This window comes from Flavobacterium caeni (assembly GCF_900101895.1).
In the GTDB taxonomy this organism is placed as follows: Bacteria; Bacteroidota; Bacteroidia; order Flavobacteriales; family Flavobacteriaceae; genus Flavobacterium; species Flavobacterium caeni.
Genome location: NZ_FMVF01000002.1, coordinates 279,535 through 305,542, shown reverse-complemented (window position 1 = coordinate 305,542; position 26,008 = coordinate 279,535). Strand labels below are relative to the sequence as shown.

Here is a 26,008-nt window from a genome sequence, read left to right as displayed (position 1 = left end):
TTTTATCGAGGTTTTGTTACGGCAGCGCTTTCTCGCCATGCCAATTCATGAACCCGCCCAGCAGGTTGAACGTGTGCTCGAAACCCAGTTGGTTCATCACCTGGCAGGCTTGGTCGCTGCGCGCGCCGGCTTTGCAATACACGTAATAATTTTTAGACTTGTCGAGTTGGTCTACCTCATAAATGAATCCCTGTCCTTTGTAGATGTCGATGTTGAGCGCACCGGGGATGTAACCATCGTTGAATTCGTCTTCGGTACGCACGTCGAGGATTACGGCATTGGGATCGGCTTCGAGTTGCGAAGCCCAGTCTTGTTGGCTCAGGTTCATGGTTATACTTTTATCGTACAGCCAATGGCCTTGGTTTCTTTCACGGGAACGTCCTTGCCTGCGAGCAACGCATTGACGGCATTCTCTACATATTTCTCCTTGACGGCTTTCTCATCCTCATGGTTGTCGTCGATGGCGCCGATGTACTGCACCTGGTTGCCTTTGGCCGTTTTCTTCAATATATAGACGTGTGGCGTTTTGGTTGCGCCGTACTGCGGATAGATGCGTTGCCCTTCGTCGAACAGGTATGGGAACGTGAATTTCTTTTCCTTGGCGCGCGTCTTCATACGATCGAACGCGTCCTCGGGCTGCTTGGCCGGATTGTTCGGATTGATCGCGATGACCGGATAGCCCAGTTTGCTGAACTTTTTGTCGAGCGCGATGATGCGGTCTTCATAGGCCTTGGCATACGGGCAATGGTTGCACGTAAAAACGACGATGAATCCCTTGGCGTCTTTGTAGTCTTTGAGCGACACCATTTTGTCGTTGACATTCTTTAAACGGAAATCGGTGGCGATATCGCCTACTTTGTATCCGGGGTTGACCGTTTTTAACGTGAACGCGCTCGCGGCGGCCACGACAACGGCAAGGGCTAAAATGCGTAGTTGCTTCATGGTTGTGGGTTTAATGGTTATTGAAATTGTGCAAGTTCTTGTTGCAATTGCTCATAGGTAAACGATTGTTCGTAAAAGTTACGCTTGGTCTTGTTGTAAATGACCGTGGCCGGAATCGCGCCAGACCAAGTCGAATCTACTTTTTCGATCCAGGCGTTGGCATCGGGGTCGCCCAAATGCACCACCTTAGATTGCAGGTTTTTGTTTTTGATGAAAGGAAGCAGGTTGCTTTCGACCTGTTTGCTGAAATCGAGACTGGCCAAGATCACCTTTACCTTTTTGTCCTTGTAATCGCGGTTGAGCTTTTCGAAATGCGGCAACTCGGCGATGCACGGTGCGCACCACGTGGCCCAAAAGTTGACCACATAAGTGGTATCGTTGTTTTTGTGGAGCAAAGGTTCGAACGCCTTGAAATCATAGGAATTGACCGAAACGCCGTCTTTGCTGTATACCTTGGTCGGCGTCGGATCGGTGGCGACTGGATCGGCGTCCACGGCAGGTTCTTTCTTTTGACAGGCCAGCGCGCCCAACGCCATACAAACGACTAGAATCTTTTTCATCGGATTTTTTTGGTGCCAATAAAATTAATCATTTAGCCCCTATCCCGATTAATTTAACAAAACTTTATCTAGACATTTGTATATACAAATAAATCTTTTCATTTACATTTGTACCTACAACTTTTACAGTTACAAATATGACCATTGAGGAAATCATCAAATCGAACTCGCCGCTCGCGTTGCCGAAAAAGACGGTACTCAATATCATGTATACGCAAAACCTGCTGGCCGAACGATTTGCCGACATCCTGAAGCCTTTCGACATATCGGCCGAGCAATTCAACGTGTTGCGCATCTTACGCGGACAAAAAGGCAAGCCCGCCAACATGTCGCTCATCCAGGAACGCATGCTCGCCAAAACAAGCAACACGACGCGCCTCGTCGATAAATTGTTGCTCAAAGGATTGGTCACGCGCGAAATTTGTCCCGATAACCGTCGCAAGATGGAAGTGATGATCACCGACAAAGGCCTGTCGCTTCTGGAAGAACTCGATCCGCAAGTAGACGCGCACGAGGCCAGTTTGGCATCGACTTTGAGTGCTGCCGAGCTCGAACACCTTAATACCTTACTCGAAAAATACCGGAATCTATAAACTTTAATATTCAATAACTAAATTACTTTACAAATGAAAAACTTGAAAACAATTGCCCTCGCCCTTTTCGTAGCCACGGCTACGGCTGTATCGGCCCAAACCAAGAAAGTCGATGTTGCAAAGAGCAAAATCAACTGGGTAGGTAAAAAAGTCACCGGCCAGCATAACGGGACCGTCGACCTCAAAGAAGGCGCCCTGGTGTTCAAAGGAACCAAACTCACCGGCGGTAAATTTACCGTAGACATGAATTCGATCTCGACCAAAGACCTCGAAGCCGGAAAAGGCAAGGAAAAACTCGACGGGCACTTGAAAAACGACGATTTCTTTGGTACCGACAAATATCCTACCGCGGTTTTGGAATTCAAGACCATCAAAGACAAAGGCAACAACGTATATGGTGTGACCGCCGATTTGACAATCAAAGGCAAGACCGCTCCGGTAAGTTTTGACATTGCGGTAAAAGGCAACACGGCCACGACCCAATTCAATGTCAACAGAACCAAGTACGACATCAAGTACGGCTCGGGAAGTTTCTTTGACAACCTGGGCGACAAGGCAATCAACGACGATTTCGAAATCGACGCTTCCATCGTATTCTAAATACAACATTGCTATGAAAAACAACCCCGGCACGTCCGGGGTTTTGTTTTTTAAAAGGTTAATTGTCAAGCGCATTGCCAACCGTACGATTTTTTTTGTAACTTTAGGTATCGCATCCAAGCATTTGAGTTGAATCCATACCATCATCAATCGGTTTAACTAAAATTACAGCAATATGAAAAGAATCGCATTCGTAGTATTGGCTTTGCTCCTATCTGCCACGCTCATGGCCCAGGCCAAAAAAATCAACCTCAAGGAAAGTGCCATCACCTGGACGGGGAAAAAAGTGACGGGCGAACACAGCGGCAGCCTGCAATTCCAGGAAGGCATGCTCATCTTCAAGGGCAAGAAAGTGGTCGGCGGATCGTTCATAGCCGACATGACCACGCTTTCGAATACCGACCAAACCGGCGATGGCAAGAAAAAACTAGAAGGCCACCTGCGCTCGGCCGATTTCTTTAACACCGACGAACACAAAACCGCCAAACTGGTTTTCAAGACCATAGGCGAGAAAAGCGCGGGGCTTTACTCGGTCACGGCCGATTTGACGATCAAGGGCAAGACCAACCCGGTCAAATTCGATCTGGCCGTCAAGGGCAACAAAGCGAGCACCGAATTCACCGTAGACCGCACCAAGTATGGCATCCAGTACGGGTCGGGTACATTCTTCTCCGATTTGGGCGACCGCACGATTTACGACGAATTCGATGTCAAGGTCAATTTGCGGTTTTAGCGAAACCGGCAACGGGAGAAATACAGGATTTCTGTAACAAAGGCATTGGGAAAATTTGTATTTTCTGCCCTGTAGGGAAGGGGCTGTAGGGTTTATCCCTAACGAAAAAAACCGAACCTGCATTATAGAAAAACTGTAGAAATTGTTAAAGTTTCAAAGCCGTTTTCTATCATGAACCACCATCACAAAATGCAAGCCCGCCAACCGTTCCCTTAAAATAATCCATACCTTTGCAAAGCTTGCCACCGGCAGGCTTTTTTTATCATGAAGATCGCCGTCATCGACAACTACGACAGTTTTACGTACAACCTCGTGCACTATCTCGAAGATCTAGGCGCCGACGTCACCGTACTGCGCAACGACGAATTCGAACTCGACGAACTCGAGCCGTTCGACAAACTCTTGCTTTCGCCCGGCCCCGGTATTCCTGACCAAGCCGGCCTGCTCAAGGCTGCCATCAAAAAGTTTGCGCCTACCAAGAGCATCCTTGGCATTTGTCTGGGCCAACAGGCCATCGCCGAGGTTTTTGGTGGCACCATCTCGAACCTCGACAAAGTCTACCACGGCGTGGGTACCGAACTTCGGCTGGCCGTGTCCGACGAGCCGCTGTTCGAAGGCCTCACCGAACCAATTCTCGTCGGGCGGTACCACTCGTGGATCGTAAACGCCCAAGACCTTCCCGAAACGCTAGAAGTCACCGCGGTCGACGCCAACGGCCACATCATGTCGTTGCGCCACAAAACGCTGGACGTACGCGGCGTGCAATTCCATCCAGAAAGCGTGCTCACACCGCAAGGCAAGCAAATATTGCGCAATTGGTTGGGTTGATTTTGGGCGTGCCGGCGATCGGCATCCCTGCCATTTTCAGCTCTTTGGCGCCGTCAGGCTCTCGGCTGCACGCGGTGCTTGCCTCGATCCTTCACGCGGGACTGCTGCACTGAATTGCCTTCAGTAAAAACCGAAAACGTTTTCCGTTAAAGAATCGTTAAATCAAAAATTAAACAAACGTTTAACTTAAACAATCGTTTAACTTTGTCCTCGATTTTGAAACGCAATCCATGCACACGTTAAACGAAAAACAAATCCATATCCTGCACGTGGCCGAAAAATTGTTCGGCGAAAAAGGATTCGACGGGACTTCGGTGCGCAACATCGCCAAGGAAGCCGGCATCAACATCGCGATGGTTTCGTACTATTTTGGTTCGAAAGAAAAAATGCTCGAATCGTTGATCCTCTACCGTTCGAACGCCACCAAAATGGAACTCGACACCTTGGCCCACCAAGACCTCTCCCCGCTTGAGAAACTCGACAAATTGGTCGAACTGTACATCAGCCGCGTACACAAAAACCGCTGCCTTTACCAGATTGTGCATTTCGAGCTGGCCAACAACCACCGCGACCTCGACTTCAATGCCTTCATCGAAGTCAAGAAACGCAACGTGGCCATGGTCGAGCAAATCGTCAAACAAGGACAGGACGCAGGCGTGTTCCGCAAGGACGTCAACATTGCGCTGATCCCGCCCACCGTAATCGGGCTCATCTTCCAGTTCCACACCAACCGCGAGATGTATGCCGAAATGTTCAACCTCAAATCGGACGCGGCCTTCAACCACTACATCAAAAACGAACTTACCGCGCACATTAAACAAACCATCAAAGCCTTACTGACCCATGAAGTATAATGCCCTGGCGCTCGTCGTATTCCTGTTCGCGATCTCGGCGCACGCCCAAACCAACCTGTCGCTCAAGGAAGCCGTGCAAATCGCGCTCTCTAAAAGCGACGAGGTAAACCTGGCCCACACCAAGGCCGCCACCAAGAATTACGAAGCGCAATCGGTCAAAATGAACCAATACCCCGATTTGAAACTCTCGGGACAATACATGCGTTTGACCGCCGCCAACATGACGATGAAAAACGCGCAAAACAACGAATCGGGGTCGACAGCGCAAAACGAAGAAACCGAAGCGCCCAAATATGTCGCGCTCGGCCAAGCCAGCGTTTCGATGCCCATCTTTTCAGGATTCAAGCTGCACAACAGCGTCAAGGCATCGGAACAATTGTACGAATCGGAACTGGCCTACGCGAGCCAAACCCAGCAAGAAACCGCCATGAAGGTCGTGCAGTTCTACGCCGATTTGTACAAGGCACAAAAATCGGTCGAGCTGTTCCGCGAAAGCCTCAAAAGCAGCCACCAGCGCGTGGTAGACTTTTCGGCCATGGAACAAAACGGGCTGCTCGCGCGCAACGATTTGTTGAAGGCACAGTTGCAGGAATCGAGCATCCAACTGTCGCTCGACGAGGCCGAAAAGAATGTGAGGCTGATTAACTATTCGCTGGTGACGTTGCTCAAGATGGCACCCGAGACCAAGGTCGTTGTGCGCGAAGACAACATAGACCCCAACCTGTTTGCGTTTGGCGTGGGCACCGAAGCCGATGCGCTCGGGCAACGCAAAGACCTCGCGGCACTCGGTCATCTCAAGCAAGCCAGCGACGCCAACATCAAAGTGGCCAAAGCCGCTTATTTCCCTTCGCTGACGCTTAGCGGTGGTTACATCGCGCTCGACCTCGACAATGTGGTTCGTGTAGACAATGCGATGAATGTGGGCGTGGGATTGTCGTACAATTTGAGTTCGCTGTTCAAGAACGGCAAGGAAGTCAAGGCCGCCAAAAGCCGTGCACTCGAGATCCAAACCCAGCAGTCGATCCTTACCGACGCCATCAAGACGCAGGTCAATGCGGCGCGCGAAGGCTACGAATTGTCGCTCAAACAAAACAATGTGTACACCCAGGCCGTGGCGCAAGCCGACGAGAATTACCGCATCGTCAAGGACAAATACGACAACGGGCTCTCGGATACCAACGACTTGCTCGAAGCCGATGTACAAGACCTCGAGGCCAAGATCAACCAGGCCTATGCCCGCGCCAATGTCGCGCTCAAGTTCTATGAACTGCTCGACGCCACCGGCCAACTCACCCAATCCTTCAATTTGACGCAAAACTAAACCCATGGAAGAAAAGAAAAAAACCAACAAGAAATTCCTGTTCATTTTTGGCGCGCTGATCCTCGTTGGCGGCACCTACGGCATCTACAAATACATGCATGCACTGGCGCACGAAGAAACCGACGACGCGCAAATCGAAAAGAACATGAACCCCATCATCCCGCGCGTGGCCGGCTATGTGACCAAGGTGTATGTCAAGGACAACGATTTTGTCAAAAAAGGCGATACGCTGTTTACCATCGACAACCGCGATTACATGGTGCGACTCGAGGATGCCAACGCGGCACTCGCGGCGGCCCAAAGCAGCCTTGCGGTTTCCAAAGCCGATGTGGGCAGCGCCGATGCCAACGTATCGGTCTCTGAAGCCAACGTACAATCGGCGGGCGGGAACATCGAGACGGCCAAGATCCGTTTGACGCGTGCGCAAAACGATTTCGAGCGCTACAGCAACCTGTACAAAAACCATTCGATCACCAAGCAGCAATACGAGCAGGCCGAGGCCGCCAAATTGGAAGCCGAGAGCCAGTTGCGTATCCTGCAACAGCAACAACGCGCGAGCGCCTACCAAAAATCGGTGACGCAGGCGCGGTCGAATGTGGCGGGCAAGCAAACCGAAGTGGCCGCGGCCAATATCAAAAGCGCGCAGGCCAAACGCGATGCGGCACAACTCAACGTCGATTATACGGTGGTGACGGCGTCGATCGACGGACAGGTTTCGAAGATTGCGATACAGCCGGGGCAATTCGTGCAACCGGGACAGTCGTTGTTTTACATCATCAACAACCAGGAGGTTTGGGTGGTGGCCAATTTCAAGGAAACGCAGCTCGACAAAATGGTCGTCGGACAAAAGGCGATCATCCACGTCGATGCGTATCCTGACACCGACTTCGAGGGAACCATCACGTCGTTCTCTCCTGCCACGGGGTCACGCTTCTCTTTACTCCCACCCGACAATGCAACGGGCAACTTTGTCAAGACCATCCAACGTTTGCCGGTCAAGATCAACCTGACGGCGCAAAACGATGCCGAAAAGGTCAAATTGCTCAGACCGGGCATGAACGTAGACGTCGATGTACACCTGAAATGATTGATTATTAATATTATTTATTCCAATTAACAATGTCCGCAACCGCCTCCCACGACGATCTTGTAGAATACGGCTTCAGACGCGTGATCATTACGGTTACCGCCGTGCTGTGTGCGCTTCTTGAGATTGTCGATACCACGATCGTCAACGTCGCGCTGACCGATATGCGCGGCTCGTTGGGCGCGACCCTGACCGATGTGGCGTGGGTGATCACGGCCTATGCGATCGCCAATGTGATCGTGATTCCGATGACGAGCTGGTTGTCGCAGCAATTCGGCCGACGCAATTATTTTGCGGTGTCGATCGTGATTTTTACGGTATCGTCGTTTTTGTGCGGCAACGCCACCAACATTTGGGAACTGGTCGTGTTTCGCTTTATCCAGGGCTTGGGTGGCGGCGCGTTGCTGGTGACGGCGCAAACCATCATCACCGAGAGCTATCCGGCCGCCAAACGCGGGATGGCGCAGGCCATTTACGGGATGGGCGTGATTGTGGGGCCTACGCTTGGGCCGCCGTTGGGCGGGTACCTGGTCGAGCATTATTCGTGGCCTTATATTTTTTACATCAACATTCCGCTGGGCATCATCGCGACATTTTTGACGCTCACCTATGTGCGCAGCCCTAAATATGCCGAAAAACTCAAGTCGAACCAGGTGGATTGGTGGGGCATTGTGTTCCTGGCATCGTTCATCGGCTCGCTGCAATTCGTGCTCGAGCACGGCCAGCAGGACGATTGGTTCGAAGACACGACGATTATTGTGCTGAGCGTGGTGAGCGTGTTGGGATTGTTGGCTTTCATTTGGCGCGAACTCACGTATGCGCATCCCATCGTAAACCTCAAAGTGCTCAACGACGGCAACCTGCGCGTGGGGACATTCATGTGTTTTATCCTTGGGTTTGGACTGTATGGATCGACGCTCATCATCCCGATCTATACACAGCAAATCCTGGGTTGGACGGCCACCGAAGCGGGCATGCTGTTGATCCCGGGTTCGATCACGACGGCCATCATGATGCCCATCATCGGGAACCTGATCCAAAAAGGCGTCCCGCAAACTTACATGGTCGCGTTGGGCTTCTTGATCTTTTTCTTTTTCACGCTGTGGATGCACAACGCGATGACACCCGATACGGGCGAGGAGCATTTGTTTTGGCCGCTTATTTTGCGCGGGATCGGACTCGGATTGTTGTTCGTGCCGATCACAACCATGGCTTTGTCGACGCTCCAAGGACGAAGTATTGGCGAAGGCGCGGCGTTTACGGGCATGATGCGTCAATTGGGCGGATCGTTCGGGATTGCGATCATCACCACCTTCATTACAAGGCTCGGACAGGAACACCGCGTGGCGCTCGGGGCGCACCTGGACGTGAACCGCGTCGAAGTGCAGGACCGCGTACACCAACTCCAGCAAGGATTCATGGCCAAAGGTTTTAGCGCCAACAACGCGCTCGAAAAAGCCTACCAGGTGCTTGACTTTGGGCTCACCAAGCAAAGTACGGTGATGGCGTACATGGATATTTTCCTGTATCTGGGCGTGTTGTTTTTGTGTTGCATTCCCATTATTTTGTTCATCCGGCGTGGCAAAAACAAGGTCGATCCGGCCGAAGCGATGCATTAAAAGTCAAACCGACAAAAAACTTAACATTGGAATTCCATCGGAATCCTTTAATTTCGGAGCGTCGAAAAAAACATAACAAAAAAACCGGGGCATCATGATGCATCTTTGTAAAGTTTTCGTTATATTTGATTGACTACAAACCAGTTACAACACAAACAACTAGAAAATGGGGCTATTTGGTAAAGACATCAAGAAAATAATCCAGGAAGTACGCGACAAGACGACGTATTATTCTGACGATTTCCGCAAGGACATCGAGGAGTCGTTCGAGGAACTTCGTTCGGAATACGAATCCAACAGCGAGGTCGTTCCCGAGTTTGAAGCTTTGGTCAATGAACTCAAGAACAAGCTCGATTCGGCCGATGCTAAAAAACTGGAGGCGTTCGGTTCCAAGCTCAACCGCGTCAACCGAAATGCGCGCAACGGTGTAGAAGCCATGCGGGCGCTTTCGCGAAGCCAGAAGAAATTGACCACCGAAACCCAATGGTTATACGAAGAGTACGACCATTGAGCGCTTTAATATGTGAAAAAAGCCCCGTCTGACGACGGGGCTTTTGATTTTAAGATTGTAATTTACTTTTGATGCTTTTCGGGACGCCGTCTTTGTTGAGCAAAATTCCCGTCGACTTGAGCTGTACGAACGCTTTACTGACATACAGGTAGCCTTTGTAGTCGTTGCTCGTACCCCATGAATTCTTGACCTTGTAGTACTCCTTGCCGTTCTGGTCCTTGGCCAACCCCACGATTTGCATCGCATGGTCGTCTGTGGTGCTCAGGCTGTACAAACCTTCGGTACGCAAATCTTCGGTTACTTGTTTTTCTTGAAGCGGGCCGTCGAAGATTTGCTTCTTCTGTTCGGCCGTGATGCCCGTCAAATCGATATCGGGCACGTGCGCCACACCATTGCGCCAGCTAAAATAAGGCTCTGACACATCGGTAGACCACGCAATGGTATAACCTTTGGCGAGCGCATTGTCGATGATGTCGGTCAGTTCCTTCATGGGTACGTTGTACACCAGGTCGTAGCTCCAGTTGTCGGGCACGGGCAGCACCATTTTTTGATAGTACGGGCTGTCTTGGTACGACGAGAATTCGATATAATCGTCGGGGTTGATGCCCACGACTTCCTTGGCGAACGACTGCGGCGTGTACTGTTTGCCTTCGTAAGTGAATGTCGATGGTAGTTTGCCCAGCTTCTCGTCGAGGTAATTGTCGATGTCTTTTACCCACGAAATGCCTTTCTTGGGATCTTCGTTCTTGATGTAGGCGTCGAGGATCGCCTTGAACTGCTCCTGGAACTCCGACGATTTGACCGCGCCTTTTCCGTAGTCTTCGTAGGTGTAGGCCACCTGTGGCATCGCTCCGTATTTGCGCAACATGTTGAGTACGTCGTGCGTCTCGCCGCCGTCGCCGAGCCCGAGGTTGGCATTGAACAAAATGTAGTTGCGCGCCTTGTTCAGGTATACGTGGCGCGCGGTGTAGATCTCGGCCAAATCGACCGGCTTTTTACCCATACGGATCATCTCCGACTCGAGAAACGAATTCCCCGAATAGCTCCAACAGGTTCCCGCCGAGCCTTGGTTCTTCACCGACGTATTCTCGAGGTCGATCACTTCCTTGAATACAAATTTTGACGTGGCCGATGCGTTACCGCTTACTTTTTTGATCAAATCATCCTGTGCAAACACGCCCAGCGAGCAACACATTCCTGCGATCAGCAGACTTTTCTTCATCATATTATTATCTATTTATTGCTTATTGTTATTGTTTATCTCGTGAAAACGAGGTGTTCGGGTTTCGAAAGGTTGGCATCGAACCGATAGCCTTCGTAATCAAACCCTTTTAAATCCTCTACCGTTTGCGCGTTGGTGTCTACAATGTACCGCGCCATCAGCCCGCGCGCCTTCTTGGCAAAAAAACTGATCATCTTGAGCTTGCCGTCTTTCATGTCCTTAAAATCGACCTTAACCGTCGGCACCTTCAACGACTTGAAATCGATCGCCGAAGCATATTCGTCGCTCGCCAGATTGACAAACACCTCGCCTTTTTTAAGCTCCTTGTTCAGCGCGGCCGTCAACTTGGGCTTCCAATAGCCGTACAGATTCTTGTGCTCGCCTATGGCCAACGACGTTCCCATCTCCAGTCGGTACGGCTGGACCAAATCGAGCGGTTGGAGCAATCCGTACAGCCCAGACAAGATCCGCAAACGGTCCTGCAAATCGTCGAGTTTGTCGGCCGGCAACGAATAGGCGTCCAACCCAACGTATACATCGCCCGCAAACGCATACACGGCCGGTCTGGCGTTCTCTGCATTAAACGGTGTTTTCCAGTCTTTGTTGCGCTGCCAATTGAGCGCGGCCAGATTGTCTGAGATGTCCATCAGCGCCGACAATTCTTTTGGCTTCAATTTGCGGACGACTTTGTTGATTACACGCGCGTCTTTGAGAAACCTGGCAGTGGTATGTCGCGGCGTGGGCAAGGTTGTTACATAATCGAGCGATTTGGCGGGCGAAATGATGATTTTCATGCGGATGGGTTTGGATTCCAAAAATACGAAAATATCATTGTTTGAAAAACGCGGCATTTTTAAAAAACAAAAAACCGGGACAATGCCCGGTTAGAAGGTGTAACGATTCGCTTGTTATTCAGTCGGTTTTTCTCGCGGGCGCACTTCGGGAGACGGAATCGCGTCTTGCGCTGCCGAAGCCATGTTCCTACCCGACTGGCTTTCGAAATTCATTTCTTTTTCGACGATTTTGAGTTCGCGATTGAGCGGTTTAAAGCGCATGTCCGAATACTTGGATACATGCCCTGCCCGTTCTTCATCGGCCCTGAACGCAATGATCTGGTAAGAAAATGACACGTTCGAGTTGCCGTTTTGCAGTTCTTTGACCTCGAAACTGTGCGCGGTTTTGTTAAAGACATAGACCCCGTTGCAGTCGCCTTCCAGCTGGACAAAAACCTTCATCGGATGCGTGTCGTCGACGCGGATGTTTTTGGTAAGCACCGGATCGAGGTCGATTTTCGCATGCCCGTTGACCAAATTCGCCACCCCATAGTCCTGGAACAGCGCTTCGGGCGCCTCGGGTGCGGTCATGATACGTTCCTTGCCGTCGTGGTCTTGCACCAGCGTATTGACGGTACCGAAACCCAAGATCTTGTACACCACATTGTCTACCACCGACCCAATGGTGGCCAGTGCATTGATGCCCCCTGCACTGCTCACATAGAACAAACCGCCCATGCGATCAATAGTCGCCGAAGCGCCATAATTGGACCGGCCTTCTACACCTACGTATTCGCCTGCCGCGGCGATGCCGTTGCCCGGTTCGGGGACCGCCCCGACAGCACCAATGTTAAACCATCCCAAATTGACACCGTGCCCGCCGCTGATCACGTTGAGCCCCGTGGCCGTGGTGTTGGTATAGTATAAAGTGGCGCCCAAATCCCTGTGTATAGAGAATCGGTTGACGAAACTCCCTCCGGCAATATTCCCTGCTGTGGTGTTGGCCGTATTGTTCATCGAAAATTCAAATTGACCTCCCGGATTGTAATTGAACATCGCCGGGTAATTCCCGTTCGACATTTGTCGCGTCCCGCCATTGTAATAGGCGTTGAAATAAATGCCCGGCCAATCCGAAACCATGGCCATGCCCAACGAATTGGCGTTCAAATTGAACGTCGCCACGGTGTTTCCCACCGCGCCCTGCGTTTGTAGCTTGGCACGATCGGGTGCGATGGTACCAATACCTGTATTCCCATTGGCCACAACCAGCCCGTAGTTGTAGGTGGCGCCCATCGCTTCAAAATAGGCCCCGTAGCTGGTTAGCCCGCCCACGGCACTCGAATACGTACCATACCGTGCACCCGCGCCCGCGTTGCCCGTGCTCAAAATATAGCTCCCGAAAGTGGCTCCGGTATAACTCGTCGACAGGTTCTCTACGCGTAAGCCCATATAAGTTCCGTCGAATCGTCCGCCATAGCCATAGCCAGGCGCATTTTGGCTGCGCCCATAGAGCCCCGTACCGTCCAAGGTTCCCGCATAGGTATTCTCGGCGTACGTGGCCACGGCTGAACCAGTAGTGGTATTGGCGTGCAAACGGTAGAGCGGATTCGCCGTACCAAACCCTGCAAATCCATTGGTCTGTCGAAAGCGCGCGCGCTCGATGTTGTTGGTACCCAGCACAAGGTCGTTGGCGTCGGTGGTACCCAAGAAGTTCTCGGTACCCGCAATGGTCGATGTACCATAGACGGCGGGCGCGGCAGGATCGTCTGTTCCCGAGTTTCCGTTAAGGCTCCAGTCCCTGGAATTGTTGCCTGTAAACGAAACCCAACGGGCTCCATCCCAGTAGAAGTATCCAGGGCTCACGCCATTCACACCGGCTACGGTTGCGGTATTGTAAACAACCGTCGAAACGGCCAACGCCCCGCCCTGCGGATTGACGACAGGTGCCGCTACATTGTTCGCCGTAAGCGCCACGCGCGGAAACAGCGCGCCATGGGTAGCCGAGTTCACGTCTAAAGCGCCCGCAGGCACCGACGTATTGATGCCCACCTGGGCCATCACGCCAGAGGGGATCATCATAAAAATGATAAGATAGGTTAAGGTTTTCATGATTGGGGATCATTTTTTAGTTCCCCTAAATTTAATCCATTTAGAATGAAAGCTTTAGTCCTATACTAACAAATCGACTAACGGACTGCTATTTCCAGCAAATAGGCCTGACTACGCCAAAAACCTCGCTTTTTAACCTCTTTTTTCTTATATTTATTTGAAAAAATCGACACAAACATTACAGTATCGCTTGGTTTTAACCCAACCATCCGTCCCGATCCAAACTGCGGTACTGGATGGCTTCGGCAATGTGCGACGACAAAACCGATGCCGATCCGTCCAAATCGGCGATCGTACGCGAAACCTTTAAGATGCGGTCATAGGCGCGCGCCGACAAATTCAGCCGTTCCATGGCCGATTTGAGCAATACGAGCGACCCCTCGTCGAGCCTACAGAATTCGCGTAGGTGCTTGGTGCCCATTTGTGCGTTGTAATGGATGCCCGTGCAAGACGCAAACCGCTCGCCCTGGATTTCACGTGCCTTGGTCACCCGGGTGCGTACGTCGCTGCTGGTCTCGGCATTTTGCATCGAAGACAGCTTTTCGAACGGTACAGGCGTCACCTCGATGTGGATGTCGATGCGATCGAGCAGCGGTCCCGAAATCTTGTTCAAATACCGCTGCATCTCGGCCGGCGACGACGCCACAGGCGCATCGGGATCGTTAAAATAGCCACCGGGGCTCGGGTTCATGCTCGCCACCAACATAAATGACGACGGATAAGTGATCGTAAACTTGGCGCGTGAAATGGTCACCTCGCGGTCTTCGAGCGGCTGCCGCATCACTTCGAGCACGTCGCGTTTGAATTCGGGCAACTCGTCGAGGAACAACACGCCGTTGTGCGCCATCGAAATCTCGCCGGGTTGCGGATAACTGCCGCCGCCTACGAGCGCCACATTCGAAACCGTATGGTGGGGGCTTCGGAACGGTCGCTGGGTCATGAGTCCCGCCTCTTTGAGTTTTCCCGCGACGCTGTGGATTTTGGTCGTCTCGAGCGCCTCGCGCAAAGTCATTGGCGGTAAGATGCTGGGCAACCGTTTGGCGAGCATCGTCTTGCCCGATCCCGGCGGCCCGATCAGGATGATGTTGTGCCCACCTGCGGCCGCAATCTCCATACAGCGTTTGATGCCCTCCTGCCCTTTGACCTCGCTGAAGTCGGCATCGTGTGCGTCGCGCATTTCGTAAAACTCCGATTGGATGTCGATTTTTGTCGGCTCGACGCCGTCTTTACCTTCAAAAAAATCGACCACTTGGCGCAGGTTCGTCACGCCAAACACGTCGAGCCCGTCTACGATGGCCGCTTCCTTTACGTTTTGTATCGGAAGAAAAAAACCTTTGAAGCCTTCTTCCCGCGCCTTGATCGCGATGGGAAGTGCACCCTTGACGGGTTGCAGGCTGCCGTCGAGTGACAATTCGCCCATGATCACATACTGTTCGACTTGGTCTGTCTTGATTTGATTCGAGGCTGCCAAGATCCCGACGGCCAGCGTCAAATCGTAGGCCGAGCCTTCCTTGCGCAAATCGGCGGGCGCCATGTTGATGGTGATTTTTTTGCCGGGCATCGCAAACCCGTTGTTCTTGAGCGCCGCTGCGATGCGGTAGCTGCTTTCCTTGATGGCATTGTCGGGCAGGCCTACCAGGTGGTAGCCGATTCCCTTGTCCATGTTGACTTCGATGGTAATTGTCGTGGCTTCGACACCAAAAACGGCGCTGCCGTAAACTTTTGTGAGCATACTTGATTGGTTGGCGGATAGACCGAAATTTAGCAAACATTTGACACCTGTCTTTACAGATTTCCTGTAAATTTGAGGGCAATAAATACAAAAGCCATGGGATTATTCAACGCCATTTTAGGGAACGCATCCGAAGTCAACCTCGACAACATCCGCAAGGAATTTGAACCCATACTGATCGACGGCGAGCAAATCGAAAAAGCGTTTAAGATGATCAAGGACATGTTCATCTTTACCAACAAACGACTGATCCTGGTCGAGAAACAACTCGTGGGCGGCAAGGTCGATTATTTGTCTATTCCGTATGCCAACGTCATCAAATTCTCGAAGGAAAGCGCCGGATTGCTCGACCTCGACGCCGAACTCAAGATTTGGATCAAGGACGAAACGCTCCCCATCAAAAAACAATTCGGCAAGGGCGGCGACAACATCAACGACGTTTACCGCATCCTGAGCCAGCACATCCTAAAATAATCAGAGGCTCACGCGAAGAAACACGTTCGGCATCACCCCAAGGCTGAAATAATCGCGCATGATGTAACGCGCATCGAACAAATCCGAGACCCCGGCAAAATTGCGCTCGTATTCCTTGCTGATGACCGAGCGGCGGTTGTAGACGTTGGTTACCGATACCCCTATTTTGGCCTGCCATTTTTTTGTCTGGCGCCAAAGGTATTGCGCCGAGAGATCCAAGCGATGGTATGCGGGCAACCGCGACACATTGAACGAAGCCACGCGTCCTTGCGTATCAAGCGTACTGAACGGCCTGCCGCTATGCCAGAACCAACCTGCTGTGGCCGAAAACCGTCCCCATTTTTTGAAGCCCGATATACTGACGGCATGCGTGATGCTGGTGCTGGTCGCAAAATAGCGCCCACCGTTGACCTCCGAAAAGCGGTTTTGCGAATCCTGGTAGGTATAGGTAGCCCAGGCACGCCAATCGGGACCATTTTTTTGCAGAAGCCAGTCAAATCCCTTGGTGGTCCCGTCGCCGCGCAAGGCCAACGCGTGTTGCTGTTGCCAAAAGCCGAACGATTGGGTCGTGATGCCGTTTATGGTTTTGTAGTAGGCATCGGCATCGACCAACCACCCCTTGGACTTGAACAACAATCCTGTAGTGTATTGCATCGCGTATTGTATCGGATAACGCGCCCCGTCGGCCAAAACCCAAACGTAATTTTCCAAACTCAGGTCGTTGGCCACGCCCTCGCGTACCTGACCGATGCGTTGGCTTTTGCGTTCCAGGCTGCTTTGCCATACCCAGGAACGTCCGAGTTTTCGTTGTATGAGTACACGCGGTTCGACCGACAGGTTCGCCGCATCGTAGCGACTGCTGCGCAAACCCGCCAAAAACTGCCATCGATTAACCGAAAAAGAGCCCTGACCGAAAACCGTGTGCACGTTGCCATAGGCCTGATTTTGGTCGAGGTCTACCGAGAGTCCTTCGTTGCCCGCGCGGAACACATGCGACACGTCGTTGCCCGACAACTGATAGCCCAAGGTCCACTGCAATCGGTCTGAAACGTCGTAATGCCAATCGATCGAAAAACCAGAATCGGTGATGCGGTTGCGTTTCTCGAACGTCTCATAATCGATCCCGTGGCTGTTGGTCCTGAAATAATCGAACCGATAGGCCGAAAACTGCCATGCCGCACGGTGCCAGAACCGTTTGGAGTAATTTTGCCGCCATCCGATGCTGTAACCCCAATTGCGCACATCGAGTTGCTGACGAAGCGCCGCACCGTTTCCCGTGGTATAGTCGAGCCCGTTGTCGATCAGGATGCCACTAAGCCCAATGTGTGTGTTTTCAAACGGTTTAAAGTTGATTTTGACGTTGTAATCCTCGAAGCCAAAGCGGTTGCGGTGGTCAAACCGATCGAGTTCGGTGTGTTGGAATACCTTATCGGCAAGCGCGTCGAAAGCGGGCGACGGCCACCATTGCGTGTAGGATTTGCGCGCCGAAAGCTGTAGGTCGAGTTTTTGTTTGATCAATGGAATTTGCGCGCATACATCGGCATTGAGCCCGTTGACACCCGCCTCGAAAGCCACTTTGTCGGTCAATTTATCGCGTGTTTGGATGTCGATGGTTCCTGCCACACGCTCGCCGTAAAACGCATCGGTCGCTTTACTGATATACTTTACAGTTTGTTTGGTGTTCGGGTTGAAACCCGAAATCATCCCGAACAAATGCCCCGGATGGTACATGCGGATGCCGTCCCACAACGCCAGGTTCTGGTCGGGCGTACCGCCGCGCACGTGCAATCCCGTGGCCGTTTCGTTCGGGCTTTTGACCCCGGGAAGCTGTTGCAACGACAGCATCACATCGGCATCGGTAACACCTGGGAGAATTTCTATTTTTTGCGGCGACACGACAACAGCATTGGCTTTTCGGTCGATACCTTTCGACAACCAGGTTTCGACCAGGATTTCATCGAGCCATTGCGGTTGCGGCATATCGGGGCGGAACACCGAGAAGTAACGCTTGTCGATCGGTTCGATCCTGAGCGCCGTTTGGTGTTCGATGACCGTGTGGATGTCGTTGAGTGCATAGTCCTTTTGCGGCACTTGTAATCGGTACGGCGCAACGATGCTGTCGAGGTAGGAATACTGTACGTCGAAATGCCGCTCAAGTTCATGCAACAAACGGTCGAGCGCCACCGATTCATAGCCCATCGGCTTGGTCTTTTGCGACCAACCGGTGCAAAAAGCAAAAAAAAGTACCGTGCCGAAAATGAACCTCATTCCAACGTGAGGATTCCGTTGGTACCGGTCTTGAATTCCTTTTGCAATGGCGTGGCCACCGAGCGAAGCGCCGTTTGCAAATCGTTGTGCGTAAAACTGCCCGTAAACCGTACGGTCTTGAGCGAATCGGGACATATTATTTTGCGGTTGTACTGGCGCGACAACTGCAACAAAACCGCCTCCAACGGCGCACTGTCGAAAATAGATTCGCGGTGCAGCCAAGCGGGTTCCGATTGCGGTGTGTCGTAGTTTTCTTTTTCTCGGCCCAGGAAACGCACCGCCTGCCCTATTTCGAGCACCTGACTGGTGCCGGACACGACCTCCACTTTGCCTTCGAAACACGTCACCTCGAAATAGTCGGGCAACACCAGTACGTTGAAACGCGTCCCCAAAACCGTGACGGTACCCTGCTGCGTTTGCACGGTAAAAGTACTGCCTTTACTTACCTCGAAATACGCCTCACCTCTCAACTCGAGTGTCCGTCTGTAGGCAAACCAATTGGGATAGGACAGCGACGATTGGCCCGCGAGTGTTACTTCGGATCCATCGGCCAAGACCATATCGGCCGTTTGGCCATGGCCGGTGGCCAATACGTTTGGCGTTACAAACCGATAGATGCCAAAAAACAACAGCAAGGCCGCCGCTGCACCGAGCCAAACGTACAATGGTCGCGTCTTGGGCTTTGCATCGAGCGCGTCAATTTTCTTTTGCTTGACCATCTGGTAATGCCGCTCCAAATCGGGTTCGGCCAACGACAAACCGGCCAGCGCGTCGCGCAACTTGAGATAGGCCGCGTAATCGTCGGGCGACACTTTTTGACGCAACGCCTCGTCGGTCATTCGGCCTTCGATCCATTCAGACAGGAACGGGTCTTTTGGGGAATCTGTTGTTTTCATACCTCAATCTACAAATTATGGATCACTTTCCTAAGTTCGACGAGCGCCAGATGCATACGCTTTTCGACGGCTTTGACCGAAATCCCGAGCAATGTTGCGATGGCGGCATACGACTGGTTCTCGAACCGGTTCATCAGGAATACCACGCGTTGTTTTTCGGGCAAATTGGCGATGGCCCACTCGAGCCTTTGCTTGACTTCTGATTCGACGAGCAAGAATTCGGGGGTCTCGGCACACGAATCCGACGGCTTGGCCTGCAACCTGAAACGCTCGACCACTTTGTCGTGCTTGATGCCGTTGAGCGACAACCGGATGGCCGTCGTAAACAAAAAACTCCGCGCCTGCTCGGGTTCAAGTGCCGCGCAATTTTGCCACAGGATCACAAAGGCATTCTGCGCGACATCTTCGGCGGCATCGACGTTGCGGTAGCGGAACACCAAAAAGTTGCGCAACAACTTGAAGTGCGTATCGAACACCGACCGGAACACCGACTCGGAACACAAAGAAGCGTTTGTTTTTGACATATCTTAAAAACCGATACCACATGCTCGAAAAAGCATGTGGCACGGGAATATTAACTCAATTAACCTCTCAGTCGCAATGCGTCTCGATCAAACTTTCAAAATGGGATTGGTTTTGAACAATTTGAACGGTATTGTCGAATGTGACTGTGATCGGATAGTGGAAAGCCGGCATCGGGCCTTGCGCCGGGAACCAATATTGCAATATCTGTCCGTTGGAATCGGCGGTAATCAATTGCCCTTGGTGCTGGATTTGAACCGGAAGCGCAATCGAGAAACACGTGCCGAGCAATGCGCCAAAATTATAGGTGGTGCTGATGCACGGTACAAAGTCGGCCGGCGTATACCCTGCGCACAACGCCTCGCATGCATTCGGAAGCTGTTGGATGTTGCCCACGGTATCGGTTACGCAAACCGGATCGAACACGGCCGTGCAAATACACGTACAATCGGGTGCCGACCATTGCTGGCTTGCCGTACAATTGGTCCCTATGATGTTGACGGTCAAATAACCCGCGGTATTTTGGGAATACGGAACGTTAAGCGTCAACGGTAATCCCGACAACGGATAACTGACGGCCGTCAAGCTGCCGACGAGCACGTTAAAATAGCCGTTGACATCGGCGGTGTGGTCAAAATCGATGACAATCTGGTAACTGCCGCCCGTATTGTCGCAATCGCCTGTGGTAACGGTCAAGTTTGAGATACACGGATCGGGACCGTCGCAAGGCACGAGATCGTTTTGTGTGTATCCGCTGCACAAGGCATGGCACAAATTGCCGAATTGCAAGATCCCGGTGGCCGTTTGCACACACACCGGCGCGTATTCGTAGGTGCAAGCGCAATCCTCGCAGTTGTTGATCAGCTCATACAATTCATAGAGGTTGGCGATAGTGATTTGCTGTCCTTCGTAATAGGCCGAAATCGGAAACACAATATCGACAATACCGCCCGTTGGCGTATTGACATAGGCCGCGAACTGCTCGAGCGTCTCGACAACGATGGTTTGCCCGTTCTGCTGGATGGCAATCGGGAACACCAAATCGAAACAGTACGAATACCACAAATCGTTGTTCAGCGTGTTGTAGCCGCAGGAAACAAGCAAGGCGGTAAATTCGGCTTCAGATTCGATCACCGTCACCGCGCCCTGGTATTGTACCGAAAACGGAAAAGCAATCCCTACAACATATTGGTTGGCCGTCTCGCTCAAAACGATATCGAGCAGCCCCGAAAACGAGTTGACCGTCACGACCATGCCGTTGTTGTATTGTACGGTCAGCGGATAGATGAATTCGAAACAAAACGGATCGTTCGCGGTACGCCCTTCGGGTCTTCCGGCCGCGTTGGCCTGTTTGATTTCGTTAAAGGCGGTTCGTACCGCAACGCTTTCCTGCGGTGTGGGTGTCGCGGTCGATACCGGATCGGAATCGGTGCACGAAAAGCCCGCAACGGCAAGCAGCGCAAAACAAAGGATAAGTTTGATTGTTTTCATAATTGGTTTTTTGATTTTTAGTCTAGGACAACCGAAAACACCTGCACCCTACTTTTTTATTATTTATTATTTATTTTTTATTGCTATTGTTTATTGTCTTACAGGAACAAAAAATCCCGGCCAAAACCGGGATGTCTTTATTGTTTGAACTTGGCGATGCCTTCTTTAAGCCAGCCCTCATATTTTTCGATATCGGGATCGTAGCTGGTTGTTCCGTTGAGCGTTTTGCCTTCGAGATCGGTCAGCACATACAACGGCTGTGTATTGGTTTGGTATCGCGTGAGCATGAACTCGGTCCATTTGTCGCCAATGGTCTCGATGTCGTTGCCCGTGGCTTTGGAAACATGTTGCTCCGATTCGGGCAATTCGCGTTTGTCGTCTACATAAAGCGAGATGAGCACCACGTCGTTGTTGAGGATTTGCATGATGCGTTCGTCCGACCACACGTTGTTTTCCATCTTGCGGCAATTCACGCACGCAAAACCCGTAAAGTCGATCATGATGGGTTTATTGACCGATTTGGCGTAGGCCAACCCCAAGTCGTAATCGTCGAAAGTCACGATGTCGTGAGGGCCAAATTTAGCGCCTTCGGGCAACTGGTCGGCGTTGGCGTGTTGGACGTTACTGCCGCCAATACCACGCGGACTCTCGCTGTACTCCATAGGCGGCGGAAATGCGTTGATGAGCTTGAGCGGCGCGCCCCACAACCCCGGGATCATGTATACGGTAAACGACAGGACGAGCAAGCCCAGCATCAACCTGCCTACCGAAATATGGTTCAGCGGACTGTCGTGGGGCATCGTGATCTTGCCAAACAAATACAACGCAAGGGCGCCAAAAATGGCAATCCAGATCGCAAGGAAAACTTCGCGCTCGAGCAGGTGCAATTGCAGCACCAGGTCGGCATTGGACAAAAATTTAAACGCAAGCGCCAATTCCAAAAAGCCCAAAAACACCTTGACCGTATTGAGCCATCCGCCCGACTTGGGCAACGAATTGAGCCAGCCCGGAAACATCGCAAACAACATGAACGGCAAGGCCAACGCCAACGAAAAACCTAGCATCCCGACGATCGGACCTATACCGCCATTCGAAGCGGCTTCGAACAACAGCGTCCCGACGATGGGACCCGTACACGAAAACGACACGATGGCAAGCGCCAAAGCCATGAACAAAATACCGATGATGCCGCCGCGGTCGGCCTGGCGATCGACCTTGTTGGCCCAGGAATTCGGGAGCATAATTTCGAAAGCACCCAAAAACGAAGCCGCGAAAAACACGAGCAACGCAAAGAAAATCAGGTTGAACCACACATTGGTCGCGAGCGAATTGAGCGCATCGGCACCAAAAATGGCGGTCACAAGCGACCCGAGGATCACATAGATCAAAATAATCGAGACACCATAAATGATGGCGTTTCGGATGCCCGCCGCCTTGGTCTTGCTTTGTTTGGTAAAGAAACTGACGGTCATCGGGATCAGCGGGAACACGCATGGGGTAAGCAATGCCGCAAATCCCGAGAGGAACGCGATAAAGAAAATCGACCACAAACTGCGGTCGGCGTCTTCGGGTTCCGTGGTGACGGGCGGCGCGGCCGGTACTTCGGTAGGCCGTACCGCTGCCCCGGTGGTATCGGGCGCAACGGCCACCGTATCGACCAACACCGGATTTTCGGCATTGGTGGCTTTGGCTTCTTCTATGGCCGCCGTGGTTGTGGGTGCGATTTTCGGGATGGCAAAAGTAAACTTCTCGTTTCCGTTGATGCAAACCTCTTTACACACCTGATAATCAATCTTTGCGATTATGGACGAAAGCCCTGGATTGAGGATTTTTACCTTTTGTTTGAGCACGACTTTCTTCGAAAAGAAAATCTCGTCGACGCCAAACACGTCGTTGAATTTGCGTTCGGTTTTGCTCTCGGTGGTTTTGCCGACCAGCGCATAGTTGCCTTGTTGGTTTTCGTATTTGAGCTCAATCGGAAGCGGGCCGCCATCGGGCGTAAACTGCGAATAGACATGCCATTCGTCGTCGATCTTGCCTTCCATGACCAGCGTGAATTCGGTATCGGAATTTTTCTCGACGCGCGAGCTCCATTTGACGGGCTCGATAATTTGGGCGTTTGCGGCAAACAGCGACAGGCACGCGGCCAGCAAAAGCAACAGTTGTTTTGGTTTCATTGGGTTAGTGTAATTTTCAGTATTGGGTTGGTTGTTTGCACTTTAAAACGTTCGTCTGCACGGTGTCCTACGATCCAGACGATACGGTCGCCCGAACACAAAAGCCAGGCCCGCTCTTTTTCGAGGATCGAAAAACGCTCGTCCTTGAAAAACTTGCCGACTTTTTTGGATTGTCCGTTCATGCCGATGGGTTGAAAATGGTCGCCGTTTCGCCATTTGCGCAACTCGAGCGGAAAATCGATTTTTTGGGCGTCAACAAATATAGTGTTATTCGAAACATGTGAAACGCCGTCTGCTTTACAAATCGATAATTTTATGGGAAAATTAACTTGGTTTTGGTCTTTTTCGATAACAAACGACTCGATTTCGTTCGAATCTTTCAACGATGACAAAATCAAAAAATCGCGGTCCTTGACCAGCCGATACCGCGGCGAAAGCACCTGTTTGCCCGATTGGCCGGACGTCAAATCGTTGATATCGTCCCAAGCCGTAAACCCAAATTCATGCAACCAATGGTACAAATAGGCCGCGTAATTCGGCAACCGAAGCAACTTCTCTAGGTTAAAATGGATTTCGTCGTGGGTTTCTCGCGCCACCTGTTTGTAGACCAGGACGGCCGCATCACGCGCCATCGATTGCGTTTGCTGCAAGTGGCTTTGCGTTTTTAAAAAAGCCGAAAGAAATGCAGGATCGATTGCCTCAAGGGCCGGAACGACCTGGTGCCGGATTTGGTTGCGCAGATATTTGGTCGATGCATTGCTGCTGTCCTCGCGCCATTCGAGTCGGTTGGTTTTGGCGTAGGCTTCGATCTCGTTTCTCGAAAAACCGAGCAACGGCCGCACAACATTGTCGATTTGCGCGGGAATACCCACGAGCCCATCGATGCCGCTCCCGCGCGAAAGGTTGATCAAAAACGTCTCGAGGTTGTCGTTGGCGTGGTGCGCCGTGAGGATAAAATCGAAACCGTGTTGTTCGGCCAGCTCGGCAAACCATCGGTACCGCAATTCGCGCGCGGCCATTTGCGTCGACAATTTGTAATCCGAGGCAAACTGATGGGTATCGAATCGTTCCGCGAAAAATGGAATCTGGTTTTGATTTGCAAAGCTTTCGATGAAATTAGCATCGACATCACTCTCATTACCACGTAGTTGAAAGTTGCAATGCGCAATCGAAACGTTGGCATCGGCTTTCCAAAACAAATCCAAAAGCACCATGCTGTCGAGCCCACCGCTCACGGCAAGCAACAATTTCTTCCCTTCGAGAAACCGAAAATTTTGCGCGATGTGGGACTTGAAATCGGAAAGCATCCCCAAAAATAACATTAAAATTGATTACGCCAAAACGGTGCGCATCGCGCGGGCCTTGAGCAAACACTCCTCGTACTCGCTTTCGGGCGACGATTCGGCCGTGATGGCGCTGCCCACCGAAAAGGACACGTACTGCTTTTGCGCATCGTACAAAATACTGCGGATGACCACGTTAAAATCGAAATCGCCATCGGGTGTAAAATAGCCGACCGCGCCGCTGTACAATCCGCGTTTGGTTGTCTCGAGTTTTTCGATGATTTGCATGGCCGAAATCTTGGGCGCACCCGTCATGCTTCCCATCGGAAATGAATCTTTAATCACCTCGACCACTGACATTCGCCTATCAACTTTTGACACAACGGTAGAAATCAAATGATGGACTTGTTTGAACGTGTAGGCGCCACACAATTCCTCGACCGCGACCGATCCTTTGGTTGCCGTTCGCGACAAATCGTTACGGACGAGATCGACAATCATGATGTTTTCGGCACGTTCTTTTTCGGAAAGAAGCAACGCTTGTTGGATCGCTGCGTCTTCTGCTGGATCGGCGCTGCGTTTGGCCGTTCCTTTGATGGGTTGCGAAATGATTTTGTCCTGTTGCTTGCGCAGATACCGTTCGGGCGACGCCGAGCACAAGAACTGTTGGTGGTTCTTGACAAACGCGGCGAATGGCGGTGTTGAAATTGCGTTGAGTTGTTGGAACGTGGCTACCGGATCGATTGCTCCATGGGCGAAAAATTCCATGCAAAAATTGGCCTCGTAAATATCGCCTCGGTGAATGTGTTCGAGCATTTGCCCAACTTTAGACAGGTATTCCGATTGGGAAATACGTTGTTCGATCTGCAGACTTTCGGCGCGATCGACATGCGACATCACACATTCGGTGATCTCGGCAAAATCTGCCTCCACCTCATCGTCGCAAAGATTCAGGTAACAAATCTGCAAGTCGTCGCCACGCAGCAAAAACAACTTCTTGGGTTGAAAAAAGAACAGATCGGGAAAACCCAATCCGTCAAAATTGCGCGATTGCAACGCCTCGGTATCGTTCTTCAAATCATAGGAAAGATAGCCGAAAAGCCAGTCTTGGGTAATTTGCTGGTATTGTTTGAGGTCTTCGAAAGCGCCCGAAAAATCGGTTTGGATCGAGGTGAGCGCATCTGCGGCGAGCACGCAATCGAACGAGCCGTAATACTGCGGATAGTTGTTGCTGTCTAAAAAAACCGCTTCGCGAAACGACGATGCCCAAAGGAGCAATTGTATTTTGAATACTTCGGGATTCTCGATTTTCTTGTGGACGGACGTTCTCAAAAAAGTAGCTTTTCGGTTCAAAATTACAACAAAATTCCCCATGCGGTTTCATCGCTTAAAATTTGGCACAATTCTTAGTAC

At 51.5% G+C, this 26,008-nt stretch carries 24 protein-coding genes; 10 read left to right on the top strand and 14 right to left on the bottom strand.

The genetic code is table 11. The features are described from left to right. Nucleotides 1–16 precede the first annotated feature (16 nt). Genes BLP55_RS01370 through BLP55_RS01360 form a run of 3 tightly spaced genes read right to left on the bottom strand, consistent with a single transcriptional unit; the run spans nt 17 to nt 1,502 of the window. The gene (locus BLP55_RS01370) at nt 17–328 is read right to left on the bottom strand and encodes a rhodanese-like domain-containing protein (RefSeq protein ID WP_091140419.1); all 312 of its coding nucleotides are present in this window, start codon (nt 326–328) and stop codon (nt 17–19) included. 2 nt (nt 329–330) lie between these two features. After that, nucleotides 331–942, bottom strand: a complete 612-nt coding sequence (locus BLP55_RS01365; protein ID WP_091140416.1) for a thioredoxin family protein — start codon at nt 940–942, stop codon at nt 331–333. A gap of 17 nt (nt 943–959) precedes the next feature. Next, nucleotides 960–1,502 (bottom strand): TlpA family protein disulfide reductase, encoded by a 543-nt coding sequence (locus tag BLP55_RS01360; RefSeq protein WP_091140413.1) that lies wholly within the window; start codon nt 1,500–1,502, stop codon nt 960–962. A gap of 137 nt (nt 1,503–1,639) precedes the next feature. On the opposite strand from BLP55_RS01360, the gene BLP55_RS01355 reads away from it, so the two are divergent. The 9 genes from BLP55_RS01355 (at nt 1,640) to BLP55_RS01315 (ending at nt 9,648) form a co-directional block, all read left to right on the top strand. Further along, complete coding sequence (locus BLP55_RS01355; RefSeq protein ID WP_091140411.1) at nt 1,640–2,095, top strand: MarR family winged helix-turn-helix transcriptional regulator; 456 nt, start codon at nt 1,640–1,642, stop codon at nt 2,093–2,095. Nucleotides 2,096–2,128: 33 nt separating this feature from the next. Beyond that, nucleotides 2,129–2,695, top strand: coding sequence for a YceI family protein (locus BLP55_RS01350; protein WP_091140409.1), 567 nt, complete (start codon nt 2,129–2,131; stop codon nt 2,693–2,695). Nucleotides 2,696–2,870: 175 nt separating this feature from the next. Beyond that, the gene (locus BLP55_RS01345) at nt 2,871–3,428 is read left to right on the top strand and encodes a YceI family protein (protein ID WP_091140406.1); all 558 of its coding nucleotides are present in this window, start codon (nt 2,871–2,873) and stop codon (nt 3,426–3,428) included. A 261-nt stretch (nt 3,429–3,689) separates the two neighbouring features. After that, the gene (locus BLP55_RS01340; RefSeq protein WP_170826771.1) at nt 3,690–4,256 is read left to right on the top strand and encodes an anthranilate synthase component II; all 567 of its coding nucleotides are present in this window, start codon (nt 3,690–3,692) and stop codon (nt 4,254–4,256) included. Between the two features lie 230 nt (nt 4,257–4,486). Then, nucleotides 4,487–5,110: a TetR family transcriptional regulator gene (locus BLP55_RS01335; protein WP_091140400.1), complete on the top strand. Its 624-nt coding sequence runs from the start codon at nt 4,487–4,489 to the stop codon at nt 5,108–5,110. Further along, nucleotides 5,100–6,431, top strand: coding sequence for a TolC family protein (locus tag BLP55_RS01330; RefSeq protein ID WP_091140398.1), 1,332 nt, complete (start codon nt 5,100–5,102; stop codon nt 6,429–6,431). Before BLP55_RS01335 ends, BLP55_RS01330 begins: the two co-directional genes overlap by 11 nt. 4 nt (nt 6,432–6,435) lie before the next feature. Continuing rightward, nucleotides 6,436–7,518, top strand: coding sequence for an HlyD family secretion protein (locus tag BLP55_RS01325; RefSeq protein ID WP_091140396.1), 1,083 nt, complete (start codon nt 6,436–6,438; stop codon nt 7,516–7,518). Between the two features lie 32 nt (nt 7,519–7,550). Continuing rightward, nucleotides 7,551–9,137, top strand: coding sequence for an MDR family MFS transporter (locus tag BLP55_RS01320; RefSeq protein ID WP_091140393.1), 1,587 nt, complete (start codon nt 7,551–7,553; stop codon nt 9,135–9,137). 166 nt (nt 9,138–9,303) lie between these two features. Continuing rightward, on the top strand, nt 9,304–9,648 hold the full coding sequence (locus BLP55_RS01315; protein WP_091140391.1) for a hypothetical protein: 345 nt from the start codon (nt 9,304–9,306) through the stop codon (nt 9,646–9,648). A 49-nt stretch (nt 9,649–9,697) separates the two neighbouring features. Here BLP55_RS01315 and BLP55_RS01310 read toward each other — a convergent pair whose 3' ends face one another. From BLP55_RS01310 to BLP55_RS01295, 4 genes are all read right to left on the bottom strand, one after another. Further along, nucleotides 9,698–10,873 carry a C1 family peptidase gene (locus BLP55_RS01310; RefSeq protein ID WP_091140389.1) on the bottom strand — a complete coding sequence of 392 codons (1,176 nt, stop codon included), beginning with the start codon at nt 10,871–10,873 and terminating at the stop codon, nt 9,698–9,700. Nucleotides 10,874–10,905: 32 nt separating this feature from the next. Next, nucleotides 10,906–11,664, bottom strand: coding sequence for a peroxide stress protein YaaA (yaaA, locus tag BLP55_RS01305; RefSeq protein WP_091140716.1), 759 nt, complete (start codon nt 11,662–11,664; stop codon nt 10,906–10,908). Between the two features lie 114 nt (nt 11,665–11,778). After that, entirely contained in the window at nt 11,779–13,752 is a 1,974-nt protein-coding gene (locus tag BLP55_RS01300) for a hypothetical protein (RefSeq protein ID WP_139149556.1), read from the bottom strand. Between the two features lie 196 nt (nt 13,753–13,948). Then, nucleotides 13,949–15,484, bottom strand: a complete 1,536-nt coding sequence (locus BLP55_RS01295) for a YifB family Mg chelatase-like AAA ATPase (RefSeq protein WP_091140384.1) — start codon at nt 15,482–15,484, stop codon at nt 13,949–13,951. Nucleotides 15,485–15,580: 96 nt separating this feature from the next. Between BLP55_RS01295 and BLP55_RS01290 the strand changes: the two genes are divergently transcribed. Beyond that, nucleotides 15,581–15,958, top strand: a complete 378-nt coding sequence (locus tag BLP55_RS01290) for a PH domain-containing protein (RefSeq protein ID WP_091140382.1) — start codon at nt 15,581–15,583, stop codon at nt 15,956–15,958. Here BLP55_RS01290 and BLP55_RS01285 read toward each other — a convergent pair whose 3' ends face one another. The 7 genes from BLP55_RS01285 to pabB all read right to left on the bottom strand — a co-directional run bounded on the left by BLP55_RS01285 (nt 15,959) and on the right by pabB (nt 25,927). Continuing rightward, nucleotides 15,959–18,226, bottom strand: a complete 2,268-nt coding sequence (locus BLP55_RS01285) for a TonB-dependent receptor plug domain-containing protein (protein ID WP_170826762.1) — start codon at nt 18,224–18,226, stop codon at nt 15,959–15,961. It lies immediately after the preceding gene. After that, on the bottom strand, nt 18,223–19,122 hold the full coding sequence (locus BLP55_RS01280) for a FecR family protein (RefSeq protein WP_091140378.1): 900 nt from the start codon (nt 19,120–19,122) through the stop codon (nt 18,223–18,225). The genes BLP55_RS01285 and BLP55_RS01280 overlap by 4 nt, the downstream gene beginning before the upstream one ends. An 8-nt stretch (nt 19,123–19,130) precedes the next feature. Then, the gene (locus BLP55_RS01275; RefSeq protein ID WP_091140376.1) at nt 19,131–19,646 is read right to left on the bottom strand and encodes a sigma-70 family RNA polymerase sigma factor; all 516 of its coding nucleotides are present in this window, start codon (nt 19,644–19,646) and stop codon (nt 19,131–19,133) included. 67 nt (nt 19,647–19,713) lie between these two features. Next, on the bottom strand, nt 19,714–21,135 hold the full coding sequence (locus BLP55_RS01270; RefSeq protein ID WP_091140374.1) for a hypothetical protein: 1,422 nt from the start codon (nt 21,133–21,135) through the stop codon (nt 19,714–19,716). Nucleotides 21,136–21,272: 137 nt separating this feature from the next. Then, nucleotides 21,273–23,312: a protein-disulfide reductase DsbD family protein gene (locus BLP55_RS01265; protein ID WP_091140372.1), complete on the bottom strand. Its 2,040-nt coding sequence runs from the start codon at nt 23,310–23,312 to the stop codon at nt 21,273–21,275. Continuing rightward, nucleotides 23,309–24,634, bottom strand: a complete 1,326-nt coding sequence (gene tilS, locus BLP55_RS01260; protein WP_244503390.1) for a tRNA lysidine(34) synthetase TilS — start codon at nt 24,632–24,634, stop codon at nt 23,309–23,311. Before tilS ends, BLP55_RS01265 begins: the two co-directional genes overlap by 4 nt. A gap of 9 nt (nt 24,635–24,643) precedes the next feature. Next, the gene (gene pabB, locus BLP55_RS01255) at nt 24,644–25,927 is read right to left on the bottom strand and encodes an aminodeoxychorismate synthase component I (protein ID WP_091140715.1); all 1,284 of its coding nucleotides are present in this window, start codon (nt 25,925–25,927) and stop codon (nt 24,644–24,646) included. Nucleotides 25,928–26,008 lie beyond the last annotated feature (81 nt).

Excerpts from the sequence above, each read along its gene's own strand:
- BLP55_RS01365 (WP_091140416.1), bottom strand. The coding sequence starts at position 942 with ATGAAGCAACTACGCATTTTAGCCCTTGCCGTTGTCGTGGCCGCCGCG.
- BLP55_RS01320 (WP_091140393.1), top strand. The coding sequence starts at position 7,551 with ATGTCCGCAACCGCCTCCCACGACGATCTTGTAGAATACGGCTTCAGA.
- tilS (WP_244503390.1), bottom strand. The coding sequence starts at position 24,634 with ATGTTATTTTTGGGGATGCTTTCCGATTTCAAGTCCCACATCGCGCAA.
- BLP55_RS01310 (WP_091140389.1), bottom strand. The coding sequence starts at position 10,873 with ATGATGAAGAAAAGTCTGCTGATCGCAGGAATGTGTTGCTCGCTGGGC.
- BLP55_RS01300 (WP_139149556.1), bottom strand. The coding sequence starts at position 13,752 with ATGAAAACCTTAACCTATCTTATCATTTTTATGATGATCCCCTCTGGC.
- BLP55_RS01345 (WP_091140406.1), top strand. The coding sequence starts at position 2,871 with ATGAAAAGAATCGCATTCGTAGTATTGGCTTTGCTCCTATCTGCCACG.
- BLP55_RS01370 (WP_091140419.1), bottom strand. The coding sequence starts at position 328 with ATGAACCTGAGCCAACAAGACTGGGCTTCGCAACTCGAAGCCGATCCC.
- yaaA (WP_091140716.1), bottom strand. The coding sequence starts at position 11,664 with ATGAAAATCATCATTTCGCCCGCCAAATCGCTCGATTATGTAACAACC.
- BLP55_RS01325 (WP_091140396.1), top strand. The coding sequence starts at position 6,436 with ATGGAAGAAAAGAAAAAAACCAACAAGAAATTCCTGTTCATTTTTGGC.
- BLP55_RS01280 (WP_091140378.1), bottom strand. The coding sequence starts at position 19,122 with ATGAAAACAACAGATTCCCCAAAAGACCCGTTCCTGTCTGAATGGATC.
- BLP55_RS01350 (WP_091140409.1), top strand. The coding sequence starts at position 2,129 with ATGAAAAACTTGAAAACAATTGCCCTCGCCCTTTTCGTAGCCACGGCT.
- BLP55_RS01265 (WP_091140372.1), bottom strand. The coding sequence starts at position 23,312 with ATGAAACCAAAACAACTGTTGCTTTTGCTGGCCGCGTGCCTGTCGCTG.
- BLP55_RS01275 (WP_091140376.1), bottom strand. The coding sequence starts at position 19,646 with ATGTCAAAAACAAACGCTTCTTTGTGTTCCGAGTCGGTGTTCCGGTCG.
- BLP55_RS01355 (WP_091140411.1), top strand. The coding sequence starts at position 1,640 with ATGACCATTGAGGAAATCATCAAATCGAACTCGCCGCTCGCGTTGCCG.
- BLP55_RS01330 (WP_091140398.1), top strand. The coding sequence starts at position 5,100 with ATGAAGTATAATGCCCTGGCGCTCGTCGTATTCCTGTTCGCGATCTCG.
- BLP55_RS01270 (WP_091140374.1), bottom strand. The coding sequence starts at position 21,135 with ATGAAAACAATCAAACTTATCCTTTGTTTTGCGCTGCTTGCCGTTGCG.
- BLP55_RS01360 (WP_091140413.1), bottom strand. The coding sequence starts at position 1,502 with ATGAAAAAGATTCTAGTCGTTTGTATGGCGTTGGGCGCGCTGGCCTGT.
- BLP55_RS01315 (WP_091140391.1), top strand. The coding sequence starts at position 9,304 with ATGGGGCTATTTGGTAAAGACATCAAGAAAATAATCCAGGAAGTACGC.
- BLP55_RS01285 (WP_170826762.1), bottom strand. The coding sequence starts at position 18,226 with ATGAGGTTCATTTTCGGCACGGTACTTTTTTTTGCTTTTTGCACCGGT.
- BLP55_RS01295 (WP_091140384.1), bottom strand. The coding sequence starts at position 15,484 with ATGCTCACAAAAGTTTACGGCAGCGCCGTTTTTGGTGTCGAAGCCACG.
- BLP55_RS01335 (WP_091140400.1), top strand. The coding sequence starts at position 4,487 with ATGCACACGTTAAACGAAAAACAAATCCATATCCTGCACGTGGCCGAA.
- BLP55_RS01290 (WP_091140382.1), top strand. The coding sequence starts at position 15,581 with ATGGGATTATTCAACGCCATTTTAGGGAACGCATCCGAAGTCAACCTC.